Annotated in this window: 11 protein-coding genes and 1 other annotated feature; of the genes, 1 reads left to right on the top strand and 10 read right to left on the bottom strand. The window is 34.3% G+C overall.

Going from position 1 to position 11,553, the window contains the following annotated elements; all coding sequences use genetic code 11:
* Nucleotides 1-105 precede the first annotated feature (105 nt).
* Nucleotides 106-317, bottom strand: a binding site (T-box leader).
* A gap of 46 nt (nucleotides 318-363) precedes the next feature.
* Nucleotides 364-918 (bottom strand): TetR/AcrR family transcriptional regulator C-terminal domain-containing protein, encoded by a 555-nt coding sequence (locus Q0E86_RS06090; RefSeq protein WP_295755347.1) that lies wholly within the window; start codon nucleotides 916-918, stop codon nucleotides 364-366.
* Between the two features lie 10 nt (nucleotides 919-928).
* A complete protein-coding gene (locus Q0E86_RS06085) occupies nucleotides 929-1,486 on the bottom strand; it encodes a manganese efflux pump (protein ID WP_288518487.1) in 558 nt (185 codons plus the stop codon).
* A 37-nt stretch (nucleotides 1,487-1,523) separates the two neighbouring features.
* Here Q0E86_RS06085 and Q0E86_RS06080 point away from each other — a divergent pair, with 37 nt between their 5' ends.
* Entirely contained in the window at nucleotides 1,524-2,618 is a 1,095-nt protein-coding gene (locus Q0E86_RS06080; protein ID WP_295755345.1) for an Mbeg1-like protein, read from the top strand.
* Here Q0E86_RS06080 and Q0E86_RS06075 read toward each other — a convergent pair.
* The 8 genes from Q0E86_RS06075 to Q0E86_RS06040 all read right to left on the bottom strand — a co-directional run bounded on the left by Q0E86_RS06075 (nucleotide 2,615) and on the right by Q0E86_RS06040 (nucleotide 11,314).
* Nucleotides 2,615-3,241 carry an SdpI family protein gene (locus Q0E86_RS06075; RefSeq protein ID WP_295755343.1) on the bottom strand — a complete coding sequence of 209 codons (627 nt, stop codon included), beginning with the start codon at nucleotides 3,239-3,241 and terminating at the stop codon, nucleotides 2,615-2,617. The two genes, Q0E86_RS06080 and Q0E86_RS06075, sit on opposite strands and share 4 nt — an antisense overlap.
* Nucleotides 3,228-3,521 carry an autorepressor SdpR family transcription factor gene (locus Q0E86_RS06070; RefSeq protein ID WP_295755341.1) on the bottom strand — a complete coding sequence of 98 codons (294 nt, stop codon included), beginning with the start codon at nucleotides 3,519-3,521 and terminating at the stop codon, nucleotides 3,228-3,230. Before Q0E86_RS06070 ends, Q0E86_RS06075 begins: the two co-directional genes overlap by 14 nt.
* 103 nt (nucleotides 3,522-3,624) lie before the next feature.
* The gene (locus Q0E86_RS06065) at nucleotides 3,625-4,515 is read right to left on the bottom strand and encodes an O-acetyl-ADP-ribose deacetylase (RefSeq protein ID WP_295755339.1); all 891 of its coding nucleotides are present in this window, start codon (nucleotides 4,513-4,515) and stop codon (nucleotides 3,625-3,627) included.
* A 2-nt stretch (nucleotides 4,516-4,517) separates the two neighbouring features.
* Complete coding sequence (locus Q0E86_RS06060) at nucleotides 4,518-4,811, bottom strand: hypothetical protein (RefSeq protein WP_117923966.1); 294 nt, start codon at nucleotides 4,809-4,811, stop codon at nucleotides 4,518-4,520.
* Between the two features lie 51 nt (nucleotides 4,812-4,862).
* The gene (locus tag Q0E86_RS06055; protein WP_295755337.1) at nucleotides 4,863-5,783 is read right to left on the bottom strand and encodes a patatin family protein; all 921 of its coding nucleotides are present in this window, start codon (nucleotides 5,781-5,783) and stop codon (nucleotides 4,863-4,865) included.
* 32 nt (nucleotides 5,784-5,815) lie between these two features.
* Complete coding sequence (locus tag Q0E86_RS06050) at nucleotides 5,816-7,177, bottom strand: radical SAM protein (protein ID WP_295755335.1); 1,362 nt, start codon at nucleotides 7,175-7,177, stop codon at nucleotides 5,816-5,818.
* Between the two features lie 202 nt (nucleotides 7,178-7,379).
* Entirely contained in the window at nucleotides 7,380-9,383 is a 2,004-nt protein-coding gene (gene bilR, locus Q0E86_RS06045; protein ID WP_295755333.1) for a bilirubin reductase, long form, read from the bottom strand.
* Nucleotides 9,384-9,391: 8 nt separating this feature from the next.
* Entirely contained in the window at nucleotides 9,392-11,314 is a 1,923-nt protein-coding gene (locus Q0E86_RS06040; RefSeq protein WP_295755331.1) for an FAD-dependent oxidoreductase, read from the bottom strand.
* Nucleotides 11,315-11,553: the final 239 nt, after the last annotated feature.

The following is an 11,553-nucleotide window of genomic DNA, read 5'->3' as shown; positions in this document are numbered from 1 at the left end:
AACTAAAAAATCTAGTTATTTGATATTTTCAAACTTTTTCATAAATAATACTTGAATTTTATATAGTTAGCTTTTTCTTTTATCCATAAAAAAAGGCACTTGCCACAAAGGGACGAAGTGCTCGTGTTACCACCCTAATTTACCAGACAAATCACTTTGTCCAGCCTTAGTCACTGTCTATAAACAGCGCTTCCTTTAATGCAGGAAATACAAATAGCTCCAAGTCTTTATTCCCAATTAGTCCTACGCCTTTTTTCACCAACCAAAAGCTCTCTAAAGTATTTCTAAAAGGTACTCGCCCTCTTCATTGCCTTTTTATACGCTTTTATCCTACTAGACAATACACAATTTGTCAATTTAGATTTAGTCCTTATATCGAATATTTAATTCTTTAATACTGTTTTTAAATAAAACATCTATCTTAGCATAATATGTTTCTACATCCGGCTCAAAATTATGAGAAATCCAATACTTTAAAAAATATAATAAATCATTCGCATAATAATCCACTAGAAAATCCACCGTGAACCTTGAATCCATTCCACTCACATCTAAATAAGAAAATACATTTCTAAATATTTCTTTAAACACATTACTCATCAAGTCTTCAAAACCATTCTGACCTGTGATTCTGTAACAAGACTTAAAGAAGTCTCGATTATCACTTACCGTTTGAAAAATATGTTTAATGATTTGTGGATTCGTTTGATTTTCAAACCCCTTAAAAAACATACGATGAATCAAATATTCCAATGCCTCATACTTATCCATAAAATGATTATAGAAAGTTCCACGAATAACGCCTGTTTTATCGCAAATCTGTTTGATTGTGATCTTTTCAAAAGGCTTTTGTTGCATTAAAATATATAATCCCTCACTCAGAAGATCTTTCATTGTCACCTTTTCATTAAATGTCATGAAATCACCTCTACAATCGAATCAATTTTAAAATTAATGATAAACTCATAAATAAGTATACCGCTCCACAAAGAAAATAATAAGCCTTTTGATATCCAGCTCCATTATAATATCCAATATAGAAATGAATCATATACCCACAAAGAACAATTAAAAATAAGACGAATGATTCCATCAAAAAAGGAAGATTCATATAATAACAGCCAACACCAACTAAGAAACAATCCAAGCCACCAATTAACGCAAGCTTAATAATTTCCTTTGTATCAAACTCCTTTAGTCGTTCCACAAACTTTCCACGCTTAAAACTATAGATGATCATTCCATTTCCAAGGATTAAAAACACAAAAATCGCAACATACTTATTAAACGTTGCCCAAGGACGCCCAAATATATACATAGACATTCCATGTCCTAATAAAAACATACCTGCACTGCATAACGCAAAAATCACTCCATAAGTTAACACTTTTGAAAAATGAATATTACGAATTGTAGCCCCATGCTCTAGTGCACATACAAATACATCTAAACTTAGAAAAATACATAAAATCCCAAATATCAACATATACAATCCACCTTCACTAACCTTATTGTATACGAACTTGGATTATTTTAAAAATCGTGATGAACATATTTCAATAAATGTATTTATGAACTACAATAAATCTATGAAAAACATTATTGACTACATCAAAGAATACGGAAATTTAACCCTTGAAGAATACCCATTTAATAATGTGGACTCCCTGATTCTCTCACAAATTTCCTATATTAAATTTGAAGACTCAACCATTGACATTGAATCCGAAGTCCATCTATTAAGTGATTTTGAAAATGAAATCAATGATTTATGTACTAATACACGAGTACCCGAATTAAACGAAGAATTATTCCTTCAAATGATTCATTCACTACGATGTGAAGCCATTACGATTTCTCATCTACAAACCAATTTTGATAAAGACAATGAAAAACAATTCTGTGCCATGACACTTCACTTACCCAACCAAATTGACTACATTGCCTTTCGCGGAACTGATGCTAGCTTTGTAGGATGGAAAGAAGATTTCAATTTATGCTTTCAAGAAAATATTCCCAGTCAAATATCTGCCTTAAACTATGTGAACAACCATCAAACAAAACACAAACTCATTTTAGGCGGACACTCCAAAGGAGCAAACTTAGCCCTATATGCAGGCATCCATACACACAATCCAATTTATTGTATATACAACCATGATGGACCTGGATTTCTTACACCTTATCAAACCGATAAGAAAATATTTAAGACCATACCACAATCTAGTGTATTCGGACTCATTCTAGAAGAAACAACCAACTATCAAATCATTCAAAGTGATGCCATATCTATCCTTCAACATGATCCATTTACTTGGTGTGTTGAAAACGGAGACTTTATTTATCTAGAACAAAATGATCAACTCTCCAAACACACCCAAGCCACTCTATCAAACTGGCTTAGATCTATTGATGTCAATACCCGCAAACAAGTCATTGATACCATCTACTCTATCTTTTCAAATTATGAAAATCCAAAAGATTTAAGAAAAAATATTGATATGGTTGAAATCATTAAATCCATTCAAAATGTAGATAGTCAAACCAAGAAAATGATTATTGAAACCATTCAAGTCTTATTCAAATGCATTCAAAACGAAATCAAGCGAGGATTTTAGATTCCTCGCTTAAATAATATATAGCTATAAATACATGGAATAATAGTTGCCACAAGAATCACAACAATTCCCATAGTCACATAACCGAGTAATCCAAGTATTATAAATAAAATTCCAGCAATCACCATACAATAGCCACCCACACGATTGGATAACACCCAGTTTTCATCACTATTTAATGCCCACGATGTTTTAATTCCAACCGCATAATTCCGTTTTACTTTCGGCAAATAATTACCGAGTACTATCAATAAAATGCCAACAAGAATATTCATCACAAAACTTACATCAAACGAATATCCCAAACCAAAATAAATAATCGTCATACTTGTTACAATACAAACAACAGGACAAATCATAAATAAAATATTCATCATAAAATCCGGAATATTACTTCTTTTTGGATCTTTTACCGTCACAAAACAAGTAAATATATGAATTGCCAAACACAAAAACAACATACCAAACAGCCCCATAAACTTAGGCATTGTACCATCGACTTGACCATTTACATCAAAATGAGTTGGTACAACATCTGGTAGTTGATTATAGAAAACTAGATTCAATGCCAAAGGAATCAAAAACAAAACTAAACTAAAATTAAACCATTTATTTTTCAACATCTTCATTCCCTCCAATAAAAGATTTAAAATAACACAACATCTCTTCAAATACCGATGCGTTGATTTGATAAAAAATAAAATTCTTATCCTTCTCTTCACTAATCAAACCCGCATCCTTTAAAAGCGACAAATGATAAGAAACCGTAGCCTGGCTCATATCAAAATGACTCGCAATATCTCCAGCTGACATCTTGCCTTTCTTTAATAAGTTCAATATGTCTCTTCGTACTGGAGCACCTAATGCTTTAAATGTTTTTTCAAACAAAGTATCACCACCCATTTACTATTTAGAAATATTTCTAAATAGATTATACTCTACAAGAAAAACATGTCAATACTATTTAGAATATTTTCTAAATAGATAGCAAAAATAATCAGGAAGACTACTCTCCCTGATATGTTGTATATTTTTGATATTCCTTTGTCGTTTCATCATCAAAACAATACAAACTGATCTTCATTGTATAATCACTATTCGCATCCAACCAATCCGCAATCGTCTTTAATACAAGGGGCACTGCCTTTTCTACAGGATAGCTATAAATTCCACATGAAATAGCAGGAAATGCGATAGTATGAATATCATACTTACGAGCTAAACTCAAACTATTCCAATAACAATCCCTCAACATATGCTCATCTTCATGTTGACCCGAATAAATTGGTCCTACTGTATGAATCACATACTTTGCCTTTAAATTATAGCCCTTAGTAATCTTGGCCTGACCTGTTTGACAACCATTTAATAATCTACACTCTTCTAATAACTTAGGACCAGCCGCTCTATGAATAGCGCCATCGACTCCACCGCCACCTAAAAGCGATTCATTGGCTGCATTCACGATACAATCTCCATCAAAGGTTGTGATATCGCCTTTGACAACTTTGATTTCACTCTCCAAATTCTTGTTGTCTAAAATCATTTCGATCAACACTTTCGGCAAGAAATATGAATCTTTCCAAGGATTTAATACAACACCACTTACCCCTTGTGTATCATGCACCATATTGAGTACATCCATTACATTTTGATTTAAAGTTTCTGTGGTCTGACCCAAATCCACTTGAGCCTGTGTTGTAAAAGCGACAAATACATCTTGACCATCATCCAATGACAATCTTCGATATACTTTTTCACCTTCTACATCGCCAACTGGAATAATAAATTGTTTTTGTTCCTTAGCCAGTTTTCGAATATGCGAAAGAACCTCCATATTCTTTTCTCTTGTTCCCTCTTGATATAATTCTTGAATCAATGTTTCTAATTTTTTCATACCTATTTCCTTACTACAAATGTCAAACTAAAAGGAAAAGCTCCAATCACATCTTGATAGATCGAGTCATCAATAAAGAATCCTTCTTTCATTGCGCTTTCCTTTAATAGTGAATCAAGCGAAATAAATTCTTCTTCGCTGATTTTAAAATCATTAAAACAATACCCATCATTAAAACGCTGATAGTTAAATACTTCATCCATTAAATCCCAAGTACTCACTTCACTACCATCTTCTAATGTATCCATATAATTTAACAATTCATTTACAATTTCTTGTTGTCTTTCTTGTACCATAAAAATCACCTACACTTATTCTAGCACAAAATGAAAAAGAGGCATGGCCTCTTAATCAATTTCTAAATATTCTTTTACTTTTTGAATCTGATTTAAACCATCCAAATATCCCATGTAGTAAAGATCAGCTAGCTTATCCACATCCCCCTCTACACGCGATACGTTGACCGGCTTACTTGGAGCAATTGTAAAGATACGGCCCTCATTTTCAAGCTGGATCAATTCATCACACTGCTTGTTGTAGTCACTATTCATGGATTCCAACTTCTTTTCTAAAGCTGGATATTCAGCATATAACCTTTTTGTCATTCTTTGAACTAAAGGATTCGCTTCACTTTTGCGATACTCTCTTTGACGCGTACGAACCACAATAATCTTTTCATATCCATGATCCAATGCCCATTGATACGCTATCTTATCACTGCAGCCACCATCTAAATATAGACCATCCTCAATTTCTACCATCTTTGAAACATAAGGCATGGTTGCACTAGCTTGTACAGCTTTAAAAATATCTTGTGACTTGTTCTTACTAAAATATTCAGGTCTTCCCGTTTTACAATTCGTACATACCGCAATAAAATCACGCGTAGGATTCATAAAACGAGGTGTATTTAATGGATCAAAATATTGTGTACCTTTGATTAGAAAATCAAATCCGATAATTCCCTTATTGTTTTTTAAAGCTTCTAAACCAACATACCGAGAATCATGACGATATCCTAAATTAATTCTAGCACTACGACCAATTTGACCAGCCACATAGTTAAATCCGTTTAATGCTCCTGCACTTGTACCAACCGTACACTGCATATTGATTTCAAACTGCATTAGAGCATCCAATACGCCTGATGTATAGAGTCCGCGAAAAGCTCCACCTTCAAGAACAATACATCCTGGAACGATTTTATTTGAAGTATTTCCGTTTGGAAGTTTGGATATTCCCGAAAAACGTTTATTATTCTTCTTCATAACATCCTCCTTCTTAGCTGAAAATTTTAAACTCATTTTTTTAATTTGTCTACTTCTTTTTGTTCATTCCAAAGCTTATCGGCCATTGGCTTCCAGTCTTTAGCATAAGGAACTGTCTTTTCTAATAAATGATCCACATCTTCTAAGGATTCATAATCTGTATTCACAGCCTTACTTTGTTTAACTAACTCTTGAATGCGACCTGCATTTTCAAGCATTGGACAAGGCCTCAACATATTTTCATTAAATGGTTGATTATCATGGTAAGCCTGGAACAAAGGTGATCTTAATGCATCTAGTAATGTTGTATCATGAATATTACAGTTTGAATAATGAATGAATACACATGGTTCTACATCACCTTTGGCATTGATATGTAGATATCTTCTACCTCCGGCAATACATCCACCAACATATTGCGCATCATTTTGAAAGTCCATTGTGAAAATTGGTTTTTCACTTCTGAACTTACGAATCTGATGATATACATACGCTCTTTGTTCTGGTGTTGGAAGCAATTCCTTAACAGCCCCATTTCCAACAGGCATATAGTGGAAGAACCAGCAGAATAAAGCACCTGAATCAATCATTAAATCAAAGAATTCATCACTTGCGATATCTTTATAATTGGCACTTGTATAACAAGTACTAATCCCAAATGGCAATTTATGTTTCTTTAATAATTCCATGGCACGCTTTACATTTTCATAACAACCCTTACCACGTCTAGAATCATTGGCCGTTTCAAAACCTTCCAAACTAATGGCTGGAACAAAGTTTTTCACACGCAACATATCCTGACAGAATTCTTCATCAATCAATGTACCATTTGTGAAAGATAAGAAGGCACAGTCTGGATGCATTTCACAAATCTTAATAACATCCTTTTTACGTGTTAAAGGTTCCCCACCCGTATAAATATACATGTAAGTACCTAATTCTTTGCCTTGACGAATAATCGAATCAATATCATCTAATGTTAGATTTAATTGATGACCATATTCAGCTGCCCAGCAACCTGTACAATGTAAGTTACATGCGGATGTTGGATCTAATAGTACAGCCCAAGGAATATTACAATTATATTTTTCAGACAACTCCTCTTGTTTAGTACTACCATTTAATGATGCATTAAAAATAAAGTTTTTAAATACAGCTTGACGCACACCAGCGTCTAAATCATATAATTTTAAAATATAGTCATACCAAACACCTTTTTCATCGATTTGTTCACGAATCAACTTACGTTGTGATCCATACCAACCTTCAGGCATTACTTTATCTACTAAATTCATTAATTTAGGAATATTTGTTTCTGGATCCTTCTCTAAATATTTTAACGCTTGATTCATACCAAATTTTTGAACACTACTCTGTAAAGAACTAAAATTCATAACTCTTCCTCCGGTTTCATTTATAATTTCATTCTAGTTCTTTAAAAATGAGTTTTTAATAGACAAATCTTCAAATGTGTAAAATTTATGAGCTATGGTCATTATATTTATACAGTTTTGAGATATATATTTATATATGATTTATATATTTATGAACCACGGTCATTTTTTGTGAAAAAAAGAAGGTGTTTAAAACACCCTCTTAGATTTCATTGGCAGCCTTATATCCTGTACGAATTGCACTTGCGATATCTGCGGTTCTTTCGCCACTGCAGTCTCCTACATAAGTGAATGGAACAGTTAATTGATTATCATCAAATACATTCTTTTTAGAACCTAACGCATTTACGATTGTATCTGCTGTAATTTCAACATTCGTTTCATCTTTTGTATTCACTGCATAGATTACATTATCTTTAATTTCACTAACACGTGTATTCACAAATTTTAAAACATTGTGCTTTTCAAAATCAGCTTCCATCAATGGTAATACTGTTTCAGATTCTTGTGCCGCAATCTTATCCATCATTTCAACAATTGAAACTTCTAGACCTTTATTTGCCAAATATTCAGCGGTTTCAGCACCAACTAATCCACCACCTAAGACAACACATTTACCAGATACTTCTTGACCATTCAAAATATCCCAGCTTGATACGACATTTGAATTTTCTACCGACATAGGAAGATCCATATTGTGAGCACCAATTGCCAAGATAACATGATCAAATCCATTTAATTCTTCCATTGTTGGTTCGTGGTTCAATTGAATATCCACTTTACCTGGTAATAATTTTTCATAATATTGAACCGAACGTAAGATCTCATCTTTTCTAGGTGGAACGGATGCGATATTGATTTGTCCACCTAAACGATCTGATTTTTCAAATACAGTTACTGTATGTCCACGTTTATAAGCTACACGAGCTGCTTCAAGTCCTGCAAGACCTGCACCAACGATTGCGACATTCTTCGTTTCTGTACATGGTTTAATGAAGATTGTTTCTTCATCTCCGTTTTCTGCGTTTAATACACAACTTAAGTAACGACGAGATTGGATGGCATCTACACAACCTTTATTACAGTTCAAACATTCACGAATGCATTCACCTGAGCCTACTTTATTTGCAATATCTGGATCTGTTAATAAACTTCTACCATAGCCAATCATATCTGCCGTACCATCTTCTAAGATCTTTTCACCAGCTTCAACACTGACTACACGACCCACTGTTGCGACAGGACAAGAAACAACAGCTTTCACTTTTTCACAAGCACCTAAAGTCCAGTTGTAAGGAACAGCTCCCATAGGAGGAATTGTATCTCCCATGTTTCCTGTATGGTTAGCTTGAGCCACTTGAATCATATCGATTCCAGCTGCATCTAACATTTTCGCAAATTCAACAGCTTCATCTTCTAATAAACCACCTTTACCACGTAAAGATCCATCTGGATTGACTGTGATAATTGGAAGTTTATATTCTACCATCATTCCAGGAGCAGCTTCTTTGATGGCTTGTAAAACTTCTAATGCATAACGCGTACGATTTTCTAAGCTACCACCATAGTTATCTGTACGATGATTCAATAATTTGGAACACAATGAACCAAGTAAACGGTCACCATGGATTTCAATCGCATCAATACCAGCTTTTTGAGCTTTTCTAGCACATTCTGCAATACTGTTTTTGATAGCTGTTAATTGTTCAACACTAGCCTCTGTCACAAAGTGCTGCATATCATGATGTAATTTTGCGTATGCACCCTTTGTCTTTTCATCACAGATTTTTTGTTGTTTTTCAGCCTCTTCTAAATCATTGGCAGCCTTCGCTTTTGCCGCCAATTGACCAGCAATACCCGCTTCCATAATCATTTTTCCAACACCTTGCACATCATATTCTGGGTGGAACAATTGTAAAGCAACTTTACAATCGTATTCATGTAAGGCATCTGCCAATTTTTTATACATTTCAATTTGCGATTCATCATATAGTTTTGGTGTTGGACTTGCCGTACGAACCGGTGCCACATCACCAATAACAATATAAGAACATCCACCCTGTGCAAGACGAGTGTAGAATGCCAATGAACGAGGTCCAATCGATCCGTCTCTTTCTTCATATCCTGTTGTCAAAGGAGGAAACATAATTCTATTTTTAAAAGTTAAGTTACCAACTTGGATTGGTTGTAGTAATTTACTTGTCATAATTTCTCCTAGATATTTTTCGCAATTTCATGCGCATTTGTAATCGCATCTTTTAAAGTTCCAACTTTTTCACAATCACCAATATAGTGCACATTTTCACCTTCTACTTCAACTTTCTTAGGTGCATATCCAACTGCGAAAATTAAAGTATCCGCTTCAGTGATTTTGTGTTCAACACCCTCTTTTACATACGTAATTGAGTCTTCATCTACACTTGTTACTTGTGCATTCAATTCAATGCGAACACCTTTCTGCATCAATCTTTGAGTCAATCTAGATTTTGCAGCTCCACCTTCACCAGGCATTAAGTTGTTTGTCATTTCTAATAATGTAATCTTACGATTCATTGGGAATAAGTCATTAATTAATGGTGCTAAATAATCAGCTGTTTCACAACCAACACTTCCACCACCTAATACGACAATATTACGTCCTGGATATTTCTTTCCTGATAATACATCGTCTGCAGTCATCCAGTTTTTAAATACTTTGAATGGAGGAATTTCTTTTGGAGTAGCTCCACTTGAACATACGATTTCATAATCTTTAAATTCATTTTCAAGCATTTCTTTTGTAACTTCTGTATTTAAACGAACTTCAATACCTTCATGATCCAAACGACGAATCATAAATTTAATTACTTTACACAATTCTTGTTTTGCGATTGGAACAGCCGCAAGACGCAATTGTCCACCAAGTTCATTTGATTTTTCACAAAGAACAACTTCGTGTCCACGTTTTTTGGCAACATAAGCTGCTTCCATACCAGCAGGACCACCACCGATGACTAATACTTTTTTCTTATCTGTAGCTTCTTCAATCGTATCATCTTCAACACTTGGATTTACTGTACATCCAATACGTTTACCCATCATGATACCGGTTAAGCAACGTCCACATCCAATACATGGACGAATGTCGTCTACTTTTCCTTCAAATGCTTTATTTGCGAATTCACTATCACATAAGTTTGGACGTCCAATCATACACATATCACATTTTCCATTGGCAATTAGTTCTTCGGCCATCCAAGGCTCATTAATACGTGCGACAGTCGCAACTGGGATATTCACATGTTTTTTAATTTCTTCACTTGAGTGAGCGTGAGGTGCAGCACTTGTTCCTGGAGCAGGCATACTTGATCCACGTTTGATTGTGTTTCCACCAGAGACGTGAATAAAATCAACTCCAGCTTTTTCTAGTTGCTTACAAACATAGATTTGATCATTTAATGTCAATCCACCTTCACTATATTCATCACCACTAATACGAACGTCGATAATAAAGTCATCTCCACAATATTTACGAACGGATGCGATAACTTCTAAGCATAAGCGTAAACGTCCATCAATATTTCCACCATATTCGTCTGTACGTTTATTATATAAAGGTGTTAAGAAACCTCCTAATAATCCGTGGGCATGAGCACATTGAATTTCAACACCATCGCCACCCGCAATCTGAACACGGTGAGCCGCTTGACCGAATTGATCAACGATTGTATGTAATTCTTCAATGGTTGCAGGTCTTGGTGCACTTTTTGCATAGTAAGGACCTACACAGCTTGGAGCAATCAATTGAGGTGTTCCAGGTACTGGGAATGCCATATAAGCTGGGTGGAACAATTGTGCTAAGATTTTAGTTCCATATTGGTGTACGCCATCTACCAATTTTTTCCATCCCGGAATAAAACTATCATCATAAATTGACATATCTCCAGGAAGATATACATACGTTGGTTCTACAGTTACTACTTCAGTAACGATAAGTCCTACTCCACCTTTTGCACGTGCAGAATAGTGTGCCACTAAATCATCTGTAACATATCCTTTATCAGCCATGTTTGTTGAAATAGGTGGCATAAAAATACGGTTTTTTACTGTTGTTTTACCAATTTCAATTGGTTCAAATAAATGTGGAAAATTATTCATTTTCTAAACTCCTCCTCATAGATTCTTGTTATTTTACTCACAAATAGACGCAAAAAGTCTATCTCTTTTTTTGCATATTATTATGAATTAAAAAATAAAAAGAATGCGCTATCAGTATTAGTATAACGTATTTGTTAACACAAAACTATATTTTTAGTTAATTTGTGAACTTTTTTAGTTAGGTGTACTTAACAAAATCCAATAAAAAAAGGACTTCAGTTTCAATCTGAAATCCTCAA

Origin of the sequence: uncultured Holdemanella sp. (genome assembly GCF_934754935.1) — a bacterium.
In the GTDB taxonomy this organism is placed as follows: Bacteria; Bacillota_I; Bacilli_A; order Erysipelotrichales; family Erysipelotrichaceae; genus Holdemanella.
The sequence above is the reverse complement of the archived record's forward strand: the minus strand, read 5'-3'. Positions and strand labels throughout refer to the sequence as shown.

Excerpts from the sequence above, each read along its gene's own strand:
- Q0E86_RS06090 (WP_295755347.1), bottom strand. The coding sequence starts at position 918 with ATGACATTTAATGAAAAGGTGACAATGAAAGATCTTCTGAGTGAGGGA.
- Q0E86_RS06085 (WP_288518487.1), bottom strand. The coding sequence starts at position 1,486 with ATGTTGATATTTGGGATTTTATGTATTTTTCTAAGTTTAGATGTATTT.
- Q0E86_RS06075 (WP_295755343.1), bottom strand. The coding sequence starts at position 3,241 with ATGTTGAAAAATAAATGGTTTAATTTTAGTTTAGTTTTGTTTTTGATT.
- Q0E86_RS06070 (WP_295755341.1), bottom strand. The coding sequence starts at position 3,521 with ATGGGTGGTGATACTTTGTTTGAAAAAACATTTAAAGCATTAGGTGCT.
- Q0E86_RS06065 (WP_295755339.1), bottom strand. The coding sequence starts at position 4,515 with ATGAAAAAATTAGAAACATTGATTCAAGAATTATATCAAGAGGGAACA.
- Q0E86_RS06060 (WP_117923966.1), bottom strand. The coding sequence starts at position 4,811 with ATGGTACAAGAAAGACAACAAGAAATTGTAAATGAATTGTTAAATTAT.
- Q0E86_RS06055 (WP_295755337.1), bottom strand. The coding sequence starts at position 5,783 with ATGAAGAAGAATAATAAACGTTTTTCGGGAATATCCAAACTTCCAAAC.
- Q0E86_RS06050 (WP_295755335.1), bottom strand. The coding sequence starts at position 7,177 with ATGAATTTTAGTTCTTTACAGAGTAGTGTTCAAAAATTTGGTATGAAT.
- bilR (WP_295755333.1), bottom strand. The coding sequence starts at position 9,383 with ATGACAAGTAAATTACTACAACCAATCCAAGTTGGTAACTTAACTTTT.
- Q0E86_RS06040 (WP_295755331.1), bottom strand. The coding sequence starts at position 11,314 with ATGAATAATTTTCCACATTTATTTGAACCAATTGAAATTGGTAAAACA.